At 67.9% G+C, this 22446-nt stretch carries 17 protein-coding genes and 1 pseudogene; 6 read left to right on the forward strand and 12 right to left on the reverse strand.

The window, feature by feature from the left end:
• Positions 1 to 178 precede the first annotated feature (178 nt).
• The 4 genes from ACYP33_RS01395 to ACYP33_RS01410 all read left to right on the forward strand — a co-directional run bounded on the left by ACYP33_RS01395 (position 179) and on the right by ACYP33_RS01410 (position 4865).
• Positions 179 to 2398 (forward strand): FUSC family protein, encoded by a 2220-nt coding sequence (locus ACYP33_RS01395; RefSeq protein WP_459619244.1) that lies wholly within the window; start codon positions 179 to 181, stop codon positions 2396 to 2398.
• A gap of 102 nt (positions 2399 to 2500) precedes the next feature.
• Positions 2501 to 2698, forward strand: a complete 198-nt coding sequence (locus ACYP33_RS01400; protein ID WP_414447431.1) for a hypothetical protein — start codon at positions 2501 to 2503, stop codon at positions 2696 to 2698.
• A gap of 157 nt (positions 2699 to 2855) precedes the next feature.
• Positions 2856 to 4454, forward strand: a complete 1599-nt coding sequence (locus ACYP33_RS01405) for a histidine-type phosphatase (RefSeq protein ID WP_459619246.1) — start codon at positions 2856 to 2858, stop codon at positions 4452 to 4454.
• Between the two features lie 222 nt (positions 4455 to 4676).
• Positions 4677 to 4865 (forward strand): hypothetical protein, encoded by a 189-nt coding sequence (locus ACYP33_RS01410; RefSeq protein ID WP_414439375.1) that lies wholly within the window; start codon positions 4677 to 4679, stop codon positions 4863 to 4865.
• 297 nt (positions 4866 to 5162) lie between these two features.
• Here ACYP33_RS01410 and ACYP33_RS01415 read toward each other — a convergent pair whose 3' ends face one another.
• From ACYP33_RS01415 to ACYP33_RS01425, 3 genes and pseudogenes are all read right to left on the reverse strand, one after another.
• Positions 5163 to 6587: an LLM class flavin-dependent oxidoreductase gene (locus ACYP33_RS01415; protein ID WP_459619248.1), complete on the reverse strand. Its 1425-nt coding sequence runs from the start codon at positions 6585 to 6587 to the stop codon at positions 5163 to 5165.
• Between the two features lie 197 nt (positions 6588 to 6784).
• Positions 6785 to 7078 (reverse strand): annotated as a pseudogene (locus tag ACYP33_RS01420) (helix-turn-helix domain-containing transcriptional regulator); the annotation flags it as partial.
• 181 nt (positions 7079 to 7259) lie between these two features.
• Entirely contained in the window at positions 7260 to 8228 is a 969-nt protein-coding gene (locus tag ACYP33_RS01425) for a LysR family transcriptional regulator (protein WP_414439377.1), read from the reverse strand.
• A gap of 85 nt (positions 8229 to 8313) precedes the next feature.
• Here ACYP33_RS01425 and ACYP33_RS01430 point away from each other — a divergent pair, with 85 nt between their 5' ends.
• The gene (locus ACYP33_RS01430; RefSeq protein WP_414447427.1) at positions 8314 to 9324 is read left to right on the forward strand and encodes a zinc-dependent alcohol dehydrogenase family protein; all 1011 of its coding nucleotides are present in this window, start codon (positions 8314 to 8316) and stop codon (positions 9322 to 9324) included.
• 278 nt (positions 9325 to 9602) lie between these two features.
• On the opposite strand, the gene aptA is transcribed toward ACYP33_RS01430, so the two are convergent.
• Entirely contained in the window at positions 9603 to 10964 is a 1362-nt protein-coding gene (gene aptA / locus ACYP33_RS01435; protein ID WP_459619390.1) for an omega-aminotransferase AptA, read from the reverse strand.
• 103 nt (positions 10965 to 11067) lie between these two features.
• On the opposite strand from aptA, the gene ACYP33_RS01440 reads away from it, so the two are divergent.
• Positions 11068 to 12066 carry a LysR family transcriptional regulator gene (locus tag ACYP33_RS01440; RefSeq protein ID WP_459619251.1) on the forward strand — a complete coding sequence of 333 codons (999 nt, stop codon included), beginning with the start codon at positions 11068 to 11070 and terminating at the stop codon, positions 12064 to 12066.
• A 118-nt stretch (positions 12067 to 12184) separates the two neighbouring features.
• Here the strand turns inward: ACYP33_RS01440 and ACYP33_RS01445 are convergent, their stop codons facing one another.
• The 8 genes from ACYP33_RS01445 to ACYP33_RS01480 form a co-directional block, all read right to left on the reverse strand.
• The gene (locus ACYP33_RS01445; RefSeq protein WP_459619253.1) at positions 12185 to 14080 is read right to left on the reverse strand and encodes a S9 family peptidase; all 1896 of its coding nucleotides are present in this window, start codon (positions 14078 to 14080) and stop codon (positions 12185 to 12187) included.
• A gap of 92 nt (positions 14081 to 14172) precedes the next feature.
• Positions 14173 to 15120, reverse strand: coding sequence for a LysR family transcriptional regulator (locus ACYP33_RS01450; RefSeq protein WP_459619255.1), 948 nt, complete (start codon positions 15118 to 15120; stop codon positions 14173 to 14175).
• A gap of 80 nt (positions 15121 to 15200) precedes the next feature.
• Entirely contained in the window at positions 15201 to 16208 is a 1008-nt protein-coding gene (gene araH / locus ACYP33_RS01455) for an L-arabinose ABC transporter permease AraH (RefSeq protein WP_414439382.1), read from the reverse strand.
• A 62-nt stretch (positions 16209 to 16270) separates the two neighbouring features.
• Positions 16271 to 17794: an L-arabinose ABC transporter ATP-binding protein AraG gene (araG, locus tag ACYP33_RS01460; RefSeq protein WP_459619258.1), complete on the reverse strand. Its 1524-nt coding sequence runs from the start codon at positions 17792 to 17794 to the stop codon at positions 16271 to 16273.
• 31 nt (positions 17795 to 17825) lie between these two features.
• Positions 17826 to 18836 carry an arabinose ABC transporter substrate-binding protein gene (locus ACYP33_RS01465; RefSeq protein ID WP_459619260.1) on the reverse strand — a complete coding sequence of 337 codons (1011 nt, stop codon included), beginning with the start codon at positions 18834 to 18836 and terminating at the stop codon, positions 17826 to 17828.
• 65 nt (positions 18837 to 18901) lie between these two features.
• Entirely contained in the window at positions 18902 to 19834 is a 933-nt protein-coding gene (locus tag ACYP33_RS01470) for a Gfo/Idh/MocA family protein (RefSeq protein ID WP_459619262.1), read from the reverse strand.
• A gap of 5 nt (positions 19835 to 19839) precedes the next feature.
• A complete protein-coding gene (locus ACYP33_RS01475; RefSeq protein WP_414439386.1) occupies positions 19840 to 20769 on the reverse strand; it encodes a dihydrodipicolinate synthase family protein in 930 nt (309 codons plus the stop codon).
• A gap of 222 nt (positions 20770 to 20991) precedes the next feature.
• A complete protein-coding gene (locus ACYP33_RS01480; RefSeq protein ID WP_459619264.1) occupies positions 20992 to 22392 on the reverse strand; it encodes an MFS transporter in 1401 nt (466 codons plus the stop codon).
• Positions 22393 to 22446 lie beyond the last annotated feature (54 nt).

Here is a 22446-nt window from a genome sequence, read left to right on the forward strand (position 1 = left end):
TGTCCGCCCGTCGTCTTGCCCGATTGTTGCCAGCCCTGCAACTCTGGTTTCCCCTAGGATCGATTAATGGCGGAATATCGTCCTCCTACAATCTGCGCCGCAGCGGGCCGGGCTGCGACGTCACTCCGGCCCACCTCCGTCGAACCCCGCGCGCCCGTCTCGCCCCCGCCTTGTCGTGATGAAACTCCCGTCCGCGTCTGTCCGTGTTGCCGCCGAAACCCGGCGCTGGTCGGCCCGGCTCGCACCCATGGCCCACCTTCTGCGCGAGTGGGCCTTCTCCGACGGCCTGATCTGGCTCCATCTGGCCAAGACCGTCGCCGCCGCGTTGCTGGCAATGGGCATCGCCATGCGCCTCGAACTTTCGCAGCCGCGCATCGCCATGACCACCGTGTTCGTGCTGATGCAGCCGATGAGCGGGATGGTGTTCGCCAAGGCGTTCTACCGGACTATCGGCACGGCCGTGGGCCTGGCCGCCGCGCTGGCGCTGGGCGGCCTGTTCGCGCAGCAGCCCGAGCTGTACATGGCCGGCATCACGCTGTGGGTGGGCGCCTGCATCGCGGCGGCCGTGCGCAACCGCCATTTCCGCTGGTACGGCTATGTGCTGGCCGGCTACACGGCCGCGCTGATCGGCATCCCGGCCGTGATGACGCCCGACGCGCTGTTCCTGTCGGCGCTGACGCGCGCGGCCGAGGTGACGGTGGGCATCGTCTGTTCGGCCGCCGTCAGCGGGCTGGTGCTGCCGCTCAGTTCGAGCCGCGCGCTGATGCGCTCGCTGAACGCGCGGCATGCGCGCTTCGTCGCGTTCGCGGCGGCGGCGCTCGGCGGCACGCTGGCGCGCGGCGAATTCGAGCGGCGCTTCGCCGATTTCGTCGACGACATCGTCGGCTTCGATGCGATCCGCGCCTATGCCTCGTTCGAGGACCCCCGCATCCGCGCGCGCAGCCGGCGCCTCGCGCGGCTCAACGGCGAATTCGTCAGCACCTGCACGCGCCTGCATGCGCTGCGGCAGTTGCATCGTCGGCTCGTGCATCGCCGCGCCGCCACGGTGCTGGCCGCGCTCGCGCCGCCGCTGGAACGGCTCGCGGCGGCGCTGGCGGCGTTGCAGGCGGGCGCCGCGCCGGGCACGGCCAAACACGGCGCGGCGCTGCGCGCGTTGCGCGAGCTGCTGACAGCGCTGCCGCAACTCGCTCGCGACGCACGCGCCGCGATCGCCACCGGCCCGGCCGACGACCTGCTCGATTTCGACACGGCGATCGAACTGATGACGCGCTTCGTCGACGAATTCGCCGGCTACGCACAAACCCACGCCTCGCTCGCCACCGATTCGCACGCGCTCGAAAACACCGCGCCGCGCTATACGGTGCGCACCAACAACGTGTTCGTCGCGTTCACGTTCGTGCGCAGCGTGGTGGTGCTCGGCATCGTCGGCGCGTTCTGGCTCGCGACCGCCTGGCCGAGCGGCGGCCTCGCCACCATCGCCGCCGCGATCGCCTGCGCGCTCAGTTCCACCTCGGCGCGCGCGCCGCGCTTCGTCGCGCAGATGGCCGCCGGCGCGGCGGTGGCGACGCTCGCGGGTTACCTGGTGGTGTGCTACCTCTACCCGAACATCGACGGCTTCCCGCTGCTGTGCGCGACGCTCGCGCCGCTGCTGGCGGCCGGCGTGTTCGTGACCACCCGGCCCGCGCTGTCGGGCTACGGCGTGGGTTACATCGTGTTCTTCTGCCTGCTGGCCGGGCCGGACAACGTGACCGTCTACCAGCCCGACCTGCTGCTCAACAACGGCATGGCCGTGGTGGCCGCGATGCTGACGGCCGCGCTGGTGTTCGCCGTGATCTTCCCGACCGAGATGCCCTGGCTGATCGAGCGCATCCAGCGCGACCTGCGTGCGCGCGTGCGGCTTGCCTGCGAGGCGCCGCTCGACGGCCTGCACGGACGCTTCCAGTCGGGCGCGCACGAGCTGACCTCGCACCTGCGGCAACTGCTGATGAAGCGCTCGGCGCGCCATCGCGCGAGCCTGCGCTGGTTGTTCGTCACGCTGGAGATCGGCCACGCCGTGATCGACCTGCGCGGCGAGCTGACGCCGTTCGACGCGGCGCGCGCGGCCGGCACGCTGCGCTGGCTCGCGCCGGTGCGGCACATGCTGGCGATGCTGCCCGACCTGTTCGATGCACCCGACGCGCGCAAGCTGTTGCGCGCGCAACGATCGGTGGCATTGGCGATTCGCGCGATCCTGCGCGCGCGCCCGGCCTGGGAGGCCTCGTCGGCCGACAGCCGGCGCATGCGTCGCGTGCTGGTGGGGCTGCATTTCATCCGCGCCGCGCTGCTCGATCGCGACGCGCCGTTCGTGCGCGCACGGCGCCGGCCGCGCCGCCTGCGCCGACACGGCGATCTCTCCTGAATCTGGAAGAATCCTGCCCAAGACAGGTGGTTAATCCCGAAGCGGGGCGCTCCTATAGTGACCTCAACGCCGCAACCGCGGCACTTCCTCAGGAGAACCAACATGAAGCCGATGCAACTCGCGATCGCCGCCCTCGCCCTTTCCGCCGCCTGCGCCGCCCACGCCCAAACTGCCTCGGGCAACGCGCAACCGGCGCCGCAGCAAGCGCACGGCACGCAGCGCGCCCCGCAACAACCGGCGCAAACGCCCGCCGATTGCGTCGGCCCGGCCAGCTTCTGCAACATCTATTTCGGCAGCTGATTCGGCTTGATGCATCGTAACGATGCAGTACCGAGAAAGCAGGCAGCACGCATCTCAAGTCCGACGAATTCCTTCCTGAAATATTTCGGAATTCTGACTTTTTGCTGTCAAAGTCGTCTGCGACACTCGCGGCTCGAATTTCCTCCCGCCCGCGAACATGACTGCCCTGACGACCCGCGCGACCTGCGTCGCCCTTGCCTGCTTCCTCGCCGCCTGCGGCTCCGACGACACCCCGCAAACGGCCGCCACGCCGCCGGCCACCCAGCCGGTCACGTCGCCCGTCACGGCCGCCGCGCCAACCTATTACCAGACCAAGACGCCGTACCAGCCGCAGCAGGATCCGGCCACCTACGAGGCCGCGCCGTCAGGCTACGCGCCCGTCTACACCGAACTGGTGGCGCGCCACGGCTCGCGCGGGCTGTCGAGCTTCAAGTACGACGGCGCGATCTACGCCATGCTGCTGAAGGCCGACGCCGACGGCGCACTGACCGACCTCGGCAAGCAACTGAAGGCCGACACGTTCACGATGATGAAGGCCAACGCACTGCTCGGTTACGGCGTAACGGGCATCTCGACGCCGGGCTACGGCAACCTCACGCTGGCCGGCATCCGCGAGCATCAACAGCTCGCCGCGCGCCTGCTGCAACGCATGCCCGCGTTGTTCGACGGCTCGCGCAAGGTGGTGGTGGTCAACTCCGGCCAGGATCGCGCGGTCGACAGCTCGACCTACTTCTCGGGCGCGCTGGTCACGAACAAGCCCGTGCTGAGTGCCGCCATCACGTTGCCGGCCGCGCCCGCGCCCTATCCGGAAGGCGCGCCGGTCGCGCAGCCGGCCGGCACCAACCGCTTCCTGCTCTACTTTCATGCGCTGAAGGCCGCCACCGACTTGGTCACCACCACGACCGACGCGAACTACGCCACCTATCGCGACAGCCTCACCTATCAGGCCTATTCGAGCGACGCGACCGTCACCGCCAAGCTGGCCGACATCAACGCGTCGTCCGCCGCCAGCGACGCCGCGCAGGCCGTGCTATCGAAGCTCGTCACGCCGGCCTTCCTCGCCAAGCTCGGCACCACCGGCTATACGTTCGCGAACACCGGCACCTACACGTTCGCCTCGTCGGACGCGCTGTTCAGCAACACGCTCAAGGGCGACGGCAAGACCACCATCAAGACGGCCGTCGATGCCGTCAACGTGCTCTACAACCTGCTGCAGGTCGCCCCGGCGATGACGGCCGAAACGGGTGGCGTGACCATGGAGAAGTACATCGCGGCGCCGCAGGCCCGCTACCTGGCCTATCTGCAGGACGCGGCCGACTTCTACCAGAAGGGGCCGGGCGTGCAGGAAGCGAACCCGGTGACCTACAAGATGGCGACCATCCTGCGCGACGATTTCTTCGCGCAAACCGACGCGATTGCCAAAGGCGACCTGACCAACGCCGCCAAGCTGCGCTTCACGCACGCCGAGGAAATCATCCCGTTCGCCTCGGTCATGAACCTGAAGAACGTGTTCGTGCCGGTGCCGGCCGCGCAAACCTACACCTACGACAACAACCCGTGGCGCGGCGATCAGGTGTCGCCGATGGCGGCGAACGTGCAATGGGACGTGTACCGCAACGGCGCGAGCCTGGCCGTGCGGATGCTGTACAACGAGCGCGAGACCGATTTCCAGGCTGCCTGCGACGGCGCCAAACTCGCGCCGACCAGCCATTTCTACGATTACGCCAAGCTGAAGACCTGCTACGGCTACCTGTGATCGGCCGCGCGGCCCGTGGCTCCGGGCCGACGCCAGCCGTATCCGCCCCTCGCGCCCGCCCGGTGGATTACGCCGCGGCGGGCGCGTTTTTTTCGCGGCTTTTCCGCAACGCTTCATCAAACCGAAGAATCCGTCGAAGCGAAATCGTTGACAACGCCCGGCCTCAGGCATAAATTCGGGTTTACACCTAGGTGTTAACCCGCAAATTCTCTTGGATTGATCATGTCGAGCGCCAAGCAAGTCCGCACCCCGTCCCGCAAGTCCTCGTTCCTGTCGCAAGTCGGCGCAGCGCTGCGCAGCGTCTGGGCGATGTTCGAGCTTCAGTCGCAACTGCAGATGCAGGCCGCCATGAGCTACGCGCGCGGCCCGGTGCCGGCCCGCGTCGTGGCGCGCCGCGATCGCCGCATCTGAATTCCCGCGTTTTTCCATCTCGTTTGAATCCGGCTCGCGCCTGAACGGCGCGCCGGGTGGCGGGCGCGCCATTCAGCACGCTCCACCGCCGCCGCACGGTTCTGCTGCTTCGATCCCGTCTCAAATGAACACGGCCCGGTTATGCCGGGCCGGTTGTCGTGACGCGTCATGCATTGACATTGGGCGCGGCCGACATGCTCCCGTTGCGCTGGCGGGGCGTGCGGCGGCGTCAAAAGACCAGGATTGGCGAATCCCGGAACGGCTGCCTTGCCCGGCAGCCGGCAAGGCAGCAAACGCTCAGGCGGCCTGACCCACGGCAGGCGATTCGGTGTCGGATTCGGCCCGCGAGTTCTCCGCAAACCGCGACAGGTCGCGATACGCCGCGCCCGGATGCCCCTCTCCAAGCCGCGCCCCCTCGCCGAACAGCTTCTCGCGCAACGTGCCGGGCCGGTAGGCCGTGGGATACACGCCACGCCGCTGCAACTCCGGCACGAGATAGCCCACCACGTCCTCGAAACTTTCGTGCGCGAGCGCGTAGGCCAGGTTGAAGCCGTCCACGCCGGTTTCCTCGACCCATTCCTGCAGGATGTCAGCCACCGTCGATGGCGAACCGACAAACACCGGCCCCAGCCCGCCGATGCCGCCGAAGCGGGCCAGTTCGTCGATCGTCCAGGCCTTGTCGCCGCCGGCCAGATGCTCGACCGCCGAGACGATCGCATTGGTTTCCACGCGCCGCACCAGATCGGTGGGCGCGTACTCGCCGAAATCGATGCCGGTCCATCCCGACATCAGCACCAGCGAGCCGTCGTACGACACATAGCGCTGGTATTCCTCGAACTTGGCCTGCGCCTTCGCATCGGTCTCGTCGACGACGATCGTCACGAGCGTGTAGATCAGCAGCTTGCGCGGGTCGCGCCCCGCCTCGGCCGCGCGGCGGCGGATATCGGCCACATAGTCGCGCAGCGTCGCGCGCGTGGGCGCGGCCACGAACACGCATTCGGCATGCTGCGCCGCGAACGCCTTGCCCGCGCCCGACGCGCCGGCCTGATACAGCACCGGCGTGCGTTGCGGCGACGGCTCGCACAGGTGATAGCCGGGCACCTCGAAATGCCGGCCCTTGTGGCGGATTTCGTGAATTTTCGACGGATCGGCGAAGATCCGCCGCTCGCGGTCGCGAAGCACCGCGCCGTCCTCCCAACTGCCCTCGAACAGCTTGTAGAGCACCTCCAGATACTCGGCCGCGATCTCGTAGCGGTTCGAGTGATCCTCCAGCCCCGTCTGCCCGACGTTGCGCGCGCCGCTTTCCAGATACGACGTGACGATGTTCCAGCCGACCCGGCCCTGGGTGTGATGATCGGCCGTGGAAAGCCGCCGCGCGAACGTGTAGGGATGCTCGAACGAGGTCGAGGCCGTGATGCCGATGCCCAGATGCTCGGTGGCCAGCGCGATCGGCGCGGCGAGCTGGATCGGATCGTTGACGGGAATCTGCACGCCCTGATGCAGCGCGTGATGGTTGCTGCCCTGATAGACGTCGTAATAGCCGATCACGTCGGCAATGAAGATGCCGTCGAAGAAGCCTTTCTCCAGCGTCTTCGCGAGGTCGGTCCAGTAGTCGAGATCCTTGTACTGCCACGAACGGTCGCGCGGATGCGCCCACAGGCCCGGCGACTGATGGCCGATGCAGTTCATCTCGAACGCGTTGAAACGGATGGCTTGGCTCATGATTCGATGGCTCCGGTCGGACGATGCGCCGTGCGCACGGCAATCCGATGAATCTATCGAACCGGCTGGAACGCTTCCAATATCGATTCCGGCAAACCTTATCGATGCGGCGGGGTTTGCTTATCGGCGCGGGCGGATTGTGCTCGGCAAGTGCATGGCGCAACGGCAGCCGTGGCTGCTGTCTCGCGAACTGCAACGGAATCGAGCGGTTGAATGGCCAGGCGCAGCCCCATCGCCTTGAGGATCGCCATCATGCTGGCCAGCGACGGATTGCCTTCGGGCGAGAGCGTGCGATAAAGCTGCGTGGGGTTGAGTTCCGCATGCGCGGCTACCGCCTGCATGCCGCCAAAAGCCTGCGCGAGCTGGCGCAGCACGCTCAACAACTCGGGCTGATCGCCGTCGCCGAGGATATCGTTGATGACTTCGAGCGCCAGCGCCGGATCGCGCCGATACAGCTCGGACATCGCTTCGTCATGGGATTTGCTTCTCATTCGTCCAACCTCCATTGCCAATCGAGCCAGTAGCCTGATCTGTTAGGCAATCACCTTCGTTTATAGACGAATCAGTGTCAAGAAGAAGGCGCCCCAAAGATTGGGCTTGCGCAACCATCCGAGCAAGCTAGCCGATCGACCAGCGCGACCGCTTTGGGGTATGTCAGCGTGGAGTTGCACCTTAGCGACCAGCCCGCTTCGCTGTTCGAGTGGAAGTGGCTGTTCGCGGCACAACCCAAGGGGGAGCCGCCAGCTTTTCGGTGATCCAGTTGGAAAAGGCGCGAGTCTTGGACGGCGTGCCGGCCGCCGCCGGCGTGACCACATAGACCGCCCCGCGATCGAGCAGCGCCCAATCGGGAAGGATTTCGACCAGCCGGCCCGATGCCAACTCGCGGCCGGCATACCAGTCCGATGTGTACAGGATGCCTAATCCACCGACAGCCGCTTCGACCAATAGCTCCGCATCGTCCGACGCCAGTGGCCCAGACACGGTGACGCCAAGCGTCCCGCCTCCGGGCTTGATGAAGTTCCACCGATAGGGATCGTGTCGGCCGGTGAAGCAGAGGCACGGATAGTCGGCCAGGTCGTGCGGCGTCTGGATGGCCGGATGCCGGGCGATGAAATCCGGGGACGCGCAGATCAACCGGCGGCGCTCCGCGACCTTGCGAGCGACCAAACGCGAATCGGGAAGCTCGCCCAAGCGAATGGCGAGATCGAAGCGTTCGCCGATCAGGTCGACGAAGCGATTGCTGGTGTCCGCCTCGATGGTGACGCGCGGATGCATGCGCAGGAACTCCACGATCAGCGGTGTCAACCACAGGCGACCGAAGTTGCCCGGCAAGGTGATGCGCAGATGGCCGCGCGCCTCGCCATCGGCGAACGCAATCGCTTCGCGTCCTGCCGCCTGCAGGTCGTGCAGCAGCGGCCGAATCCGTTCGAGATAGGTTCGACCGGCCTCGGTAAGCGCGACCTTGCGCGTGCTCCGTTCGGCCAGCCTGACGCCCAGGCGCGCCTCCATCGCACTCAAGCGGCGAGAAACGGCAGTGGGATCGCGCCCGAGCTGCCGACCGGCCGCGGCAAACGATCCCGTATCGGCCAGTGCCACGAAAGCCGCCAGTTCGTTCAAATCGGAGAATAGAGATTGCTGCATATTTCGCAGGTATGAACTGTATTTTCTCCATATTCTATATAAAAACGCCGTGATTTACAGTGGCTTGCCTTCAGGAGAAAACCACATGCAATCCATTCAAATCACGGCACCTTCGTTCGATGCCTTCCGTCGGGTCGCGCTGCCCGAACCCACTCGAGCTGGCACGGGACGCATCCTTGTCCGCATGAAGGCCGGCAGCGTCAACTTCGCCGATCTCGCCGTAGCTTCCGGCCACTACCCTGGCGCCCTGTATCCCAACATTGCGCTGTCCGACGGTGCGGGAGAGGTCATCGCTGTCGGTGAAGATGTCTGGCAAGTTGCCGTCGGCGATCGCGTCGCCATCCACGTCAAGGCGCACTGGATCGCTGGCCGGCCTGGCGCGGAACTCGCCAACCCGATGCGTGGTGCGACGCTGCCCGGCTCGCTGGTCGAAATCGCCGAACTCGATGCGGCCAGCGTCGTCAAGCTGCCGGACTATTTGAGCTGGGAAGCCGCGGGCACGCTCCCGATCGCCGCGATGACGGCATGGCGGGCGCTGGAGTCGGCGCAGATCGGCCCGGCATCCACGGTCGTGCTACTGGGCACGGGCGGGGTGTCGATCTTTGCGTTGCAACTGGCCAAGGCGCGCGGGGCGCGGGTCATCATCACCTCCTCGTCCGACGAGAAGCTGGCACGCGCCAGCGCTTTGGGCGCCGATGAAGTCTTCAACTATCGAAAGGATGCCGCCTGGGAGGCGTTCGTTCTGGAACGTACGGGTGGCGTCGGTGCCGATCTGGTCATCGACCCGATTGGAGGGGAAGGTGTCACTCGCTCCGTGAGCGCTGCACGGCACGGCGGCACCGTGGCCGCCATCGGGTTCCTCGGCGGTGGGACTACGCCGCTGGATTTGCTGTCGGTGATCTTCAGGGAAGTGCGCGTTCAAGGCAGCAACGGCGGGTCGGTGGCGGACTTGGCGGGAGCGGTGGCGGCCATGGCTGCACATCGCATCGAGCCGGTCATCGACCGCACGTTCGGCCTCGACGGCTTGACGAAGGCTTACGAGCTGATGGCGCAAGGCGGCCACTTCGGAAAAATTGCGATTGGCTTCGATTGGTAATGGCTTCCGCTTCCCGCCGCGCGCCTCTGCCGCGAACAGCTTGCCGATCAGTGCGACGAAGCGCGTGGTTGGCGGATCCGGCGTGCGTGTGGCCTTTGGCGCCGACATCGGTTGGACCCACCCGATTACTTGATAAACCTGCTGCATCGAGTGGCGGCGTGGTTCAGCCAAATGCGCTGCTGGCGTCAGCGTGAAACGAAAAAGCGACGCCGGCCCCTCGGGACCGACGTCGCTTCCTACCTCCCCCTTCAAGCGGCGCTACCCGCCGCCCGCTTGCGTCAGGCCGTCGCGTTCAACGCATCGGCCAGCGCACCGACCAGATCGTCGATCTCGCGTGCCTCGGCGATGAACGGCGGCGCGAGCTGGATCGTGTCGCCGCCATAACGCACGTAAAAACCTTTCTCCCAGCAGCGCATCGCCACTTCGTAAGGCCGGCGCGCCGGCTCGCCCGGCAGCGCCTCGATCGTGATGCCGGCCGCCAGCCCGAAGTTGCGGATGTCGGCCACATGGCGTACGCCCTTCAGGCCATGCACGGCGTTCTCGAAATGCGGCGCCAGCGCGCGCACGCGGCCCACGCCGTCTTCCTTGACCAGCAGATCGAGCGCGGCATTGCCGGCCGCGCAGGCCACCGGATGCGCCGAATACGTATAACCGTGCGGGAATTCCAGCATGTACTCGGGGCCGCCGGCCGCCAGGAACGTGTCGTAGATTTCCTTGGTGGCCACCACGCCGCCGAGCGGCTGCGTGCCGTTCGTGACCTGCTTGGCGAAGTTGAGAAGGTCCGGCATCACGCCGAACGCATCGGCGCCCGTCATCGCGCCGGCACGGCCGAAGCCCGTGATGACCTCGTCGAAAATCAGCAGGATGTCGTGCGCCGTGCAGATGTCGCGCAGACGCTTCAGATAGCCCTTCGGCGGCACCACCACGCCGGCCGACCCGGAGAACGGCTCGACGATCACGGCGGCGATGTTCGACGCGTCGTGCAGCGTGATCAGTTCGAGCAGGCGGTCGGCCAGTTCGGCGCCCTGATCGGGCAGGCCGTGCGAGAACTTGTTTTGCGCCAGTTGCGTGTGCGGCAGGAAATCGGCGTCGATGCCCTGGCCGAACAGCTTGCGGTTCGCGGCGATCCCGCCCACCGAAATGCCGCCGAAGTTCACGCCGTGGTAGCCCTTCTCGCGGCCGATCAGGCGTGTCTTGGTGCCCTTGCCCTTGGCGCGCCAGTAGGCGCGCGCCATCTTCAGCGAAGTGTCGGCGGCTTCCGAGCCCGAGCCCGTGAAGAACACGTAATCGAGGCCGGCCGGTGTCAGATCCTTGATCCGGTTGGCCAGCTCGAACGATTGCGGATGGCCGAACTGGAACGCCGGCGCGTAATCGAGCCTGGCGATCTGGCGGCTGACCGCCTCGACGATCTCGGTGCGGCCATGGCCGAGGCCGCAGCACCAGAGGCCCGACAGGCCGTCGAAGATCCGCCGGCCGTCGGCGCTCGTGTAATAGGCGCCCTTGCCCTCGACGATCAGGCGCGGGTCCTGCTTGAACTGGCGATTGGCCGTAAACGGCATCCAGTGGGCGTCGAGCCAGGCGGCGTCGGTGCGGACGCCGTCCTGTTGCGGGGTGTGCTGGGTGGCGGTGATCTCGGTCATGGCGGTCGGCGCGGCGCGCTCCTCATCGGTTCGTGTGTTGCGCATTGTTGGGTCGCCAGATAGTCTTGTGAATACCGCAATATCAATGTTTACTTGAACATTCATGCAAGTAAGAACTCCCCGCCAGCGCGCCCTGCTCGGCCAGTTGAGCGACATGGACCTGCGCCTGCTGCGCGTCTTCAAGGTGGTGGTGCAATGCGGCGGGATGGCCGCGGCCGAACTGGAACTGAATATCGGCATTTCCACCATCAGCCGTCACGTCAAGGATCTGGAAACCCGGCTCGGCCTGGTGCTGTGCCGGCGCGGCCGGGCCGGCTTCACGCTGACGCCCGAGGGCCAGACCGTCTACGAGGAAACGCTGCGGCTGCTGGCTTCGCTGGAGGCGTTCCGCGCCCGCGTGGACGGCATCCACGACCGGATGGGCGGCGAACTGCACATCGCGATGTTCGACAAGACGGCCACCAACCCGGCTGCGCGCATCGCCGAGGCGATCCGCCAGTTCGCCGAAGCCGCGCCGGACGTGACGCTGAACCTGCACGTCGGCTCGATCCAGGAGATCGAGCGCGGCGTGATCGACGGCAGCTACCAGATCGGCGTGATTCCCGAGCACCGCAGTTCGGGCAGCCTCGTCTACACCGATCTGTACGACGAACGGATGCTGCTCTACTGCGGCGCGGGCCATCCGCTGTTCGGCGCGGCGCACGACAAGCTGAGCTGGGAACGGATTCGCGAGCAGGGCTTCGCCGGGCTCGGCTATCACTCGCCGAACCTGCAGCTCACGCACCGCGCCAAGCTCACACGCAGCGCCACGGCGTCGGATCAGGAAGCGGTGGCCACGCTGATCCTGTCGGGCAAGTTCCTCGGCTTCCTGCCCGATCACTACGCGGAAAGCTTCGAGCGCGCCGGGCGCATGCAGGCCGTCGCGCCGCGCCGGTTTCACTATCGTTGCCGGTTCGTGAGCCTGTTGCGGCGCTCGCCGCAGCCGTCGCGGGCGGCCTTGCTGTTTCAGGAATGTCTGACGACGGCCCACGCGGGCCAGATCAAGGCGGCGAAAGCCGGCGCGGCGAAGCGCACGGCTGCCGGAGCGGAAGGAAAAGACTGAAACCGCGACATCTTGAAAACGGCGGCGCGGCTGCGTTCTGCAACGCTCGCCGCACCGCCGCCGCAAGCCGGCCCGCCACCGGCGGCCCAACACGCCGGAACGGGCCACAACCCTCACCTCAATCGTGCGGCTTCACGGCCAGATGCGTATCGAGGAACGCGATCATCGCCTCGTAGAACTCGTACTGGTTCTCCTCGTTGGCGAAGCCGTGCCCTTCGTTCTCCTTGAGCATGTACTGCACGTCCACACCGCGCGAGCGCAGCGCCTCGACGATCTGGTCGCTCTCGGCCTGCTTCACGCGCGGATCGTTCGCGCCCTGCGCGACGAACAGCGGCGTGACGATGCGATCGACGAAGAAGAGCGGCGACGCGTCGTGCAGCGCGCGCTTGCCTTCCTCGGTGTTGGGGTTGCCGATCTGCTCGTACATCATGTCGAGCAGCGGCTTCCAGTAGGGCGGCACCGATTCGAGCAGCGTGAACAGGTTCGACACGCCCACGTAATCGACCGCCGCCGCATAGCGCTCGGGCGTAAACGTCACGCCGGCCAGCGTGGCGTAGCCGCCGTAGCTCGCGCCGTAGATCGCGACGCGCTTCGGATCGACCACGCCCTGCGCGATCAGCCAGTCCACGCCGTCGTCGATGTCGTTCTGCATGGCGCGGCCCCACTGGCCGAAGCTCGCCGCCCAGAACGCGCGCCCGTAGCCCACCGAGCCGCGGAAATTCATCTGCAGCACCGCGTAGCCGTGATTGGCCAGCATCTGCACCTCGGGGTTGAAGCCCCATTGATCGCGCGCCCACGGGCCGCCGTGCGGGTTGACGATCAGCGGCAGGTTCGCCGCCTTGGCCGCGCCCTCGCCGTCGAGCGAATGGCCGGCCGGCAGCGTCAGGTAGCCGTGAATGCGCAGGCCGTCGCGCGAGGTGTATTCGATCGGCTGCATCGGCGCCATGTCGGCCGGATCGAGCCAGGGCTTCAGGTCTTCAAGCTGGGTCAGCTCGCGGGTGGCCACGTCGTACAGCCACACCGCGCCGGGCGAACGATCCCACGCGTTGCGCACGATCATCCGTGATTCGTCGCGCGTGATGCTGGCGATGCTCGATTCGCCGCCGGGCAGGCGCGCGTCGAGATCGGCATGGATGTTGCCGATATGCGCGTCGAGGTGATGCGCGCGCACCTTGTCGTCCTGGTACCAGATGGTGGTCAGCACGCGCCGCGTGTGCGAATGGCCGAGGCCGGTCACGTCCACTTCGTCGTGCTCGAACAGCAGCGTGCCTTCCAGCGCCGTGCCGGGATCGAACTCGAAGATCGCCGTGCGGTCGCGGCCGCGATTCGACGCCACGTACAGCTTGCGGTCGTCGAACGTGAACAGCAGCGGCGCCAGCATGTCGCGAAAGCTCGTGGTGGCGAGCGGGCGGAACGGCTCGGCCTCGTCGTCGCGGTACAGCAGGGTCTGGTTCACGCCGTCGCCCGCCACGGCAACCCGCAGGCGGCCCGCGTGATCGGTCATCCAGCCGAGGATGTTGCCGGGGTTCTCGGCGATCACGGTTTCCTCGCCGCTGGCCACGTCCACGCGCACCACGTCGAACACGGTCGCGTCGCGGCGGTTGTGCGAGATCAGCACGAAGCGGTCGTCGTCGATCAGGCTGTCGACGATGCCGGCGCGCACGGTTTCGTACGGCGTCAGGTCGACGATCGCGCCGCCGTCGATCGGCACGGACAGCACGTGGTAATTCTCGTCGCCACCGAAATCCTTGACGAACAGCACGCGGTCGTTGCCTTTCCAGAAGTAGCCGCCGATATCGCGTGCCGATTCGCTGGTCAGCGCGCGCGCCTCGCCGAGCGGGCGGCCCTTGTCGTCGATCGCCTGCACGAACACGTTGAGGCGGCCGTGGTGACGCGCGAGAAAGCTCAGGTGACGGCCATCCGGCGACAACTGGAAGGCGGTGCGTTCCGGGCGGCGGAAGAAATCGCGGACGGCGTGGCGCTTGACGTTGGCGTGCTGCGGGGATCCCTGCATGGACTCTCCTGTTCCGGTGATGCCCGAGGCGCGGTTCGCGCCGCGCTCGCGGGCGGACCGGACATTCTAGCCTCGCACGCGCAAACGGTTCGTCAGGCCTCGGCCGGCGCGGCGCGCGCCTGGCGGTCGGCCGCGTCGAGCCGCTCGCGCAGCGTCTCCAGCGCGCGCAGCATCCGGCTCGACAGCCCCCACTCGGAACGATGGATCAGCCACAGCGTATCGAGCACCGCCGCACCGCACTCGATCACGGCGATCGATTCCTGGCGCGCGAACGCCTGCCGCGCATAGCGCGGGATCACCGTGAAGCCGAGCCCGCGCGACACCGGTTCGAGGATCAGCGCGACCTGGTTGGTGAACGCACGGCGCGGCAGCCCGCGCACGCCGGGGTTGTCGGGAAAGCGCCGGCTCAACAGGCGGCTGGCCATCGCCAGCCCGTCGGGGTGATCGATGAAGCCGAGCCGTTCGAGATCGGCCCAGCCGTGCACGTAGTCGCCCGCCGGCACCACCAGCTCCAGCGGCTCCTCGGCGAAACGGCGCGCGGCGAGCCGCTCGTCGTCGGGCTTGAGCGTGACAAAGCCTACTTCGTAGAGATTCGACAGCACCGCGTCGAGCACCTCACGATCGGGCGCGAAGCGGTGCCGCACCACCAGGCCGGGCGTCTGGAGCTGCATGTCGAGCAGCCAGGGCGCCATCGCGAGGCCGATGCTGCCGGGCGTGATCAGGCTGATTTCGCCGCAATCGGCATCGGCTTCGGCCAGCCGGCCGCGCAGGCGGCGGTCGGCGCGGCCGAGTTCGGCGCAATAGTCGAGCATGATGCGGCCGGTGGGCGTGATGTCGATGCCGCGCGAGCGGCGGATCACCAGCAGGCCGAGCTGATCCTCAAGATGGCGCAGATGCTGGCTGACGGCCGCCTGCGTGAGGCCGAGCCGCTCGGCCGCGCGCGTGAAGTTGCCGGTTTCGACCAGCATCACGAAGGTGCGCAGCCATTGGGGATTCAGCAGCGTGGTGCCGGCGATGATGCCGGCCGGCGATATGGTCATGGCGGGGCGCGGGAGGGAAAACGGGAGCGGCCCAGTTTAGCAGGTCGTCCGCGCCCGGCCTGCCCCCGTCCCGCCCCGGCTCACACCGCCCGCTTGCTGCGCCGGAACTGGTCGAACAGCACCGCCAGCAGCAGGATGCCGCCGCGGATCAGGTACTGATAGAAGGTCGGCACGTTCATCAGGCTCATCGCGTCCTGCACGGCGCCCATGATCAGCACGCCCACCAGCACGCCCGCGATGGTGGCCACGCCCCCCGTCAGCGACACCCCGCCAAGCACGCAGGCCGAAATCACGCCCAGTTCGAGGCCGACCGAGGTTTTCGGGTCGCCGAGGCTCATCCGCGAGGCCAGCATCACGCCCGCGAAACCGGTCACGAGGCCCTGCAGCACGAACACCGCGATCTTGATGCGCGTGACCGGCAGGCCCGCGAGCAGCGCCGCCTCGCTGTTGCCGCCCACCGCCAGCACGTTCTTGCCGAACACCGTCTTCTTGAGCAGGAAGCCGAACACCACGAAGCCGACGATATTGCTCCAGATCGGATACGAAATGCCGAGGAACGCGCCGCCGCCCAGCTCGAAGAAGCGCTCCTCGGAGATCATCACGGCATCGCCGTTCGAGGTCAGAAACGCCAGCCCGCGCACCGCCTCCATCATCGCCAGCGTGGCGATCAGCGAATTGATGCGGAACCGCGCGATCAGCACGCCGTTCACCAGGCCGACCGCGCCGCCGGCCAGGATGCCGGCCGCCACGCCGATCACCACGCTGTGCGTGGCGGTGATCACGGTGGAGGCCACCACGCCCGAGAACGCCACGATCGAGGCGACCGACAGGTCCACCTCGCCGAGCGCCAGCACGAACATCATGGTCACGGCGATCGAGCCGATCAGCGTGACCGACAACAGCAGGCCCTGGATATTGCGGACCGTCAGGAAGTCGGGCACCGTCGCGGACAGCACCGCGAACAGCACGACGAACACCACCACGATGCCCGACTTGTTGATCATGTCCCAGGCGCGCGCCCGCGAGGGCGTGATGGGGGCGGCGGCGTCGTTGAGGCTGGGGGTACTTTTCTGCATGGCTCGGTTCATCTCTCGTCCATCGGTTCAGCCGGGCGACGCGGCGCGCGCAAGCGCGGGCCGGCGCCCGGAATTCAGCGCGGCAGCGCCAGCTTGATCAGTTCATCGGGCGAGGCGTCGGCCTTCGCCACCACCCCGGCGATGCGCCCCTCGCGCATCACCACGATGCGGTCGGCCACGCCGATCACCTCGGCCAGATCGCTCGACACCATCAGCACCGCGCGCCCCGCCTCGGCCAGCCCGTACAGCAGGTGGTAGATCTCGGCGCGCGCGCCCACGTCGATGCCGCGCGTGGGCTCGTCCATCAGGAACACCTCGATCTGCTCGGCCAGCCAGCGCGACAGGATTACCTTCTGCTGATTGCCGCCCGACAGCGTGCCGATCGGGGTGTCGCCGTTGCGCGTCTTGATCGCCAGCTTCTGGATGTAGTCGTGCGCCAGCGCGCGCTCGCGCTTTTCGTCGAGCAGGAAGCGCGCCGGGCTGAAATGGCGGCGCGCGCTGATGTTGAGGTTGTCGGCCACCGACGCGATCGCGACGATGCCCTCCTGCTTGCGATCCTCCGGGCACAGCGCCACGCCGGCGCGCACCGCGTCGCGCGGGCTGGCGAAGCGCACCGGCTTGCCGGCCAGCTCGACATGGCCCGCGCTCGCGCGCACCGCGCCGTAGATCAGCTTCATCAACTCGGAGCGGCCCGCGCCCACCAGCCCGAAGAAGCCGACGATCTCGCCACGCCGCGCCGCGAACGACACCGGCTCGGCCAGCCCCGGGCCCATCAACCCCTTCGCCTCGATCAGCACCTCGCCGGCCGTGCGCGGCCGGTAGCCGTACACGTCGGCGATCGAGCGCCCGACCATCGCCGAAATCAGCCGGTTGCGATCGAGCTCGGCCACCGATTCGAACGTCTCGATGCGCCGGCCGTCGCGAAACACCGTGACGCGATCGCACAGCGCATACACCTCGTCCATCCGGTGCGTGACGTAGATGATCGCGCGGCCCTCGGCGCGCAGCGCGCGAATGATCCGGAACAGGTTCTCCGTCTCGCGCGCCGACAGCGAACTGGTGGGCTCGTCGAACGCGATCACGCGGGCGTCGCGCATCAGCGCCTTGCCGATCTCGATCATCTGGCGCTGGCCGATCGACAGTTCCTTGACCGGCGTGCGCGGGTCGATCCGCTCGCCCAGCCGCTGCAGCTCCGCCATCGCGCGGCGCACCAGCGTGCGCTCGTCCAGCACGCCGAACCGGTTCGGCAACTGGCCGAGCATCAGGTTGTCGGCCACCGTCAGCTCGGGCACCAGATGCAGCTCCTGGTAGATGATCGCGACGCCCGCGTCGATCGCCGCGCGGGTGGTCGCGAAGCGCTGCTCGACGCCGTCGAGCCGCAGGCTGCCCTCCTGCGGCTGGTTTACGCCCGACAGCACCTTGAGCAGCGTCGATTTGCCCGCGCCGTTCTCGCCCATCAGCCCGTGCACCTCGCCCGCGCGCACCGCGAGCGACACGCCGTCGAGCGCGCGCACGCCCGGAAAGCTCATGCTGACGCCGGCCAGTTCGAGATAGGCAACGGCCGCGACGGCCGTGGTTTCGTTGGTCGGATCGTTCATCGGATCGGGTCTCCCGCTGCGCCGTGCCGGCTCAGATGCCCAGCTCGGCGCGCACCGCCAGCCAGTTCTCGCGCGTCATCAGCTTGCCGGTCGTTTGCGTGTCGGCCGGCGGCTGCTTGCCGCTGCGGACCCAGTCGATCAGGTTCTGCGCGCTGTCCTTGCCGTGATTGGTCGAGCTGACGGCGATCGTGCCGTAGAAGCCCGTCGGCTGCTTCTTCTGGAACTCCGCGAACGCCTCGCCCGCGCCGTTGATGCCCACGCCGATCACGTCCGACGACGGCAGGTGCAGTTGCTCGGTGGCGCGCACCGCGCCCAGCACGCTTTCCTCGTTGAGCGCGAAGATCACCCACTTCTTGATCGTCGGATGCTGGGCCAGCACCGGCGAAGCGGCGTTGAAGCCGCCTTCGTCGTCGGTGGTCTTTTGCGGCGCGTCGAAGATGTTGTCCTTCTTGAAGCCGCTTGCCAGCAGCGATTGCGTGGCGCCGTCGGTGCGCAGCTTGGCGGTGGGCAGCTCGTAATCGGTGATGCGCAGCGCGCCCACTTCCTCGGGCTTCCAGCCGCGCTTCTTCATCTCGTCGGCGAGCGCCTGGCCGACCTGATTGCCGATCTTGAACGCCGACATGCCGAGGTGCGGCACGCCCGCGAGCGGCTTGCCCGACGAATCCACCAGTTGGTCGTCGACCGTCACGAACTTCATGTTGTAGTGCTTCGCGCGAGCCTGGATCGCCGGGCCGAGGCGCACGTCGGGCGCGCAGATCACGAAGCCCTGCGCGCCTTGCGCGCCGAGGTTGTCGATCGCCGCCAGCACCTTCTCGCCGTCCGGCGTGCCGATGTTGACGACCGAGAAATTCTCCTTCTTGCCGAGCGCGGTGGCGGCCTTCTGTTCGTTGATGAACCAGGCCTGCTCGGGCATCTTCACGAGGAAGCCGATCTTGGCGGGCGCGTCGGCCGAGGCCGGCAGCGCGGCGCCGAACGACGCGAGGCACAGGCCGGCCAGTACGGCGCGGAGGGTCATGCGGCGGGTGTCGGTGAAGCGGGTCATTCGGTGTCTCCTCTCTCTGTTGTCGGCGGTTGCCGGTATGGGTCTCGTTATCGGAACTGGGTCGATCAATGGCCGAACGGCTCGACGGCGATCTGCCGGCCCAGCAGGAACGCATCGGCCACCAGGCGAAGCGGGCTGGTATCGACGTCGTCGGCGCCGTGCGCGATCAGCCAGTGGAAGCGTTCGTAGAGCGCCGCGTATTCGCGTTCGGGGCCGAGCGCGACCGGCGCGCCGCCGATCGTCAGGCGCTTGCCGCCTTCGGCGAGGCGGAGCGGGCCGTCGTCGGTATCGACGTCGATCTCCCATTGCTCGACGGGGCCGTGCCGCCAGTCGAATTCGGCATGTACAGGCGCGCCCATGGCGTCCACGCCGTCGAGTTCGGCCGCGATCGGCGTGGCGCAATCGGCCGGCACCCGCAGCGTGGCGGCGCGCAGCGCCACCTCGTGCGGCAGGATTCGCGTGACGATCGACAGCGCGTTGATGCCCGGATCGAACACGCCGAGGCCGCCCGGCTCCCAGATCCACCGCTGGCCCGGGTGCCAACGCCGTACGTCTTCCTTCCAGCGCACCCGCACCGCGCGCACGGTGCGACCGGCCAGCCATTCGCGGGCCGGTTCGACCGCGCTCGCGCAGCGCGAATGCCAGGTCGCGAACAGCGTGCGGCCCTGCTGGCGCGCCAGCGCACGCAGGGCCTCGACCTCGCTGAGGCTCGCGCCGGGCGGCTTTTCGAGCATCACGTGCTTGCCGGCCAGCAGCGCGGCGCGCGCCTGCGCGTAGCGCACCTGCGGCGGCGCGCACAGCGACACCGCGTCGAGCGTCGGCTCGGCGGCCAGCAAGGCGTCGATGTCGGGGTAGTTGCGCACGCCGTGGACCTGCGCATTGCGGCTCGCGGCAGCGGCGAGCGCGAAGCCGGGGTGGCCGGCGATGGCCGGCAGGTGCTGGTCGCGCGCGATCTTGCCGACGCCGACGATGCCGAGGGTGGTGACGGGCGGATTCATCGGCGTCATTTGCCCCAGCGCAGCACGAGCGGATCGAGCCGGCGCGCGATCGCGATCAGTTCGGCGCGCGTCTCGGGATGCATGGCCGGCAGCGGATGGCGCGGCAGGTCGCAGTCGATCACGCCGCCTTCCTTCATCAGCGCCTTGCAGGCCAGCAGCCCGGCCTGGCGGTTCTCGTGGTTGATCAGCGGCAGCCAGCGCTGATAGGCGTCGAACGCGGCGTCGAGCTGGCCCGCGCGATGCGCGTCGACGATGGTGCGGATGCCGTCGGGGAAGCCGCCGCCCGTCATCGCGCCGGTCGCGCCGGCATTCAGGTCGGCCAGCAGCGTGATGCCCTCCTCGCCGTCCCACGGGCCTTCGGCCGCGTCGCCGGCGAGCCGGATCAATTCGCGCAGCTTGTTGGCCGCGCCAGGCGTCTCGATCTTGAAATACGACACCTGCTCGATCTCGCGCGCCATGCGCGCCAGCAGCGGGGCGGACAGCACGGTGCCGCTGGCGGGCGCGTCCTGGATCATGATCGGGATCTCGATCGCATCGGACACGCGCGCGTAGAACTCGACGATCTGCGCCTCCGGCACGCGAAACGTCGCGCCGTGATACGGCGGCATGATCATGACCATCGCCGCGCCCTGCTCCTGCGCGCGCCGGCTGCGCGCCGCGCACAGCCGCGTGCCGTAGTGCGTGGTGGTGACGATCACCGGCACGCGGCCGGCCACGTGGTCGAGCACGGTGCGCGTGAGCGTCTCGCGCTCGTCGTCGGACAGCGAGAACTGCTCGGAGAAGTTCGCGAGGATGCACAGCCCGTCCGAGCCGGCGTCGATCATGAAATCGACGGCGCGCTTCTGGCTGGGCAGATCGAGTTCGCCGGTTTCGGTGAAGGTGGTCGGTACGACGGGAAACACGCCGCGGTAGCGGGGCGTCGGGTTCGAGGTCATGAGCTTCGTTCCTGCTTCGGAGTCGGGTTCGGGTTCAAACGTTCGGCTGGCGGCTGGCTAGGTGCGGCTGGCTTCGGTCTTCGGTCTTCGGTCTTCGGGCTTCGGGCTTCGGGCTTCGGGCTTCGGGCTTCGGGCTTCGGGCTTCGGGCTTCGGGCTTCGGGCTTCGGGCTTCGGGCTTCGGGCTTCGGGCAGCGCGCGATGCCCGGGCGACATCGCAGCGCTCAGGATTCGCGGGCATAGGCCGCGTGCCCGCCGTCCGCGCGCGGCCGCAGCGCGGCGCGCACCGCGAAGGCCGCCAGCACCGCGACCAGCAGCGTCGCCGCGAGGAAATACAGGCCGGCCGCGAGGCTCCCCGTTGCGTCCTTGATCACGCCGACGCCCCACGGGCCGAAATAGCCGCCGAGGTTGGCCAGCGAGTTGATCGTGGCGATCCCCACCGCGGCGCGCGCGCCGCTCAGGAATTCGCCGGGCAACGCCCACACCACCGCCTGGATCGAATAGATCGAGAACGCGGTCAGGCTGATGAACAGCAGTTGCAGCACGGGCGCGCGGAACCAGGCGCTGGCCGCCAGCGTCAGCGCGGCGAACGCCGACACCACGACGATGTGCCAGTGCCGCTCGCGGCGGCGATCCGAGTGGCGCGGCACGATCAGCAGCCCGGCCACCGCGAACAGATACGGCACGGCCGACAGCAGGCCCGCCGTGGCGTCGCCCACGCCGAACGCCTTGATGATGGTGGGCAGCCACAACGACAGGCCGTAGATGCACAACGGGAACGGCAGGAACAGCACGGCGAGCAGCAGCACGCGCGGGTCCTTGAGCGCCGAGAACGGGCTGCCGTGCGACGCGGCGGCAGCCGCCCTGTTGTCGGCGCCCGGTTCGAGACCATATTCACGGCGATCGGCCGCGAGCGCCTGTTCGATCCAGCGGCGCTCGTCGGCATCGAGCCAGCGCGCCTGCGCCGGCGAATCGGGCAGCAGGCGCAGCGTCGGCAGGCACAACAGCACGGCCGGCAGCCCGCTCAACACGAACAGCACCTGCCAGTTGGCGAGGCCGAAAAAGCCGTGGGTTTCCAGCAGCGCGCCGGCCACCGGCCCGGTGACGATGCCCGCGATCGGCTGCGCCAGCACCAGCAGGCCGATCACGCGGGCGCGATGACGCATCGGGAACCACTGCGTGAGGAAATACAGAATGCCGGGGTACAGCCCCGCCTCGGCCGCGCCGAGCAGGAAGCGCAGCACGTAGAAGCTGCGCGGGCCGCTGACGAACGCCATCGCCATCGTGATCGCGCCCCAGGTGAACAGGATGCGGGCGAACCAGACGCGCGCGCCGAAGCGCGTCAGCGCCAGGTTGCTCGGCACCTCGCACAGGAAATAGCCGATGAAGAACAGGCCCGCGCCGAGGCCGTAGGCGGCATCGCTCAGGCCGATCGCGGCGTTCATGTGCAGCTTCGCGAAGCCCACCACGGTGCGATCGACATAGGCCACTACATAGATCAGCGCGAGGAACGGCACCAGCCGGCGCGCGATATGGCCGACGATGCGGGTTGCCTCGGCGTTGGCCGCCGAATCCTGCGCGTGCGGGCCGGCCTCGCCGGGGCGCACTGCCTGCGAATTGCTCATTGCGTCTCCTTCCACCATGTCATTGGCCCGCGTCGCGTCGTGCGCGCGGATCTC

The organism is Burkholderia sp. 3C, from assembly GCF_054589155.1.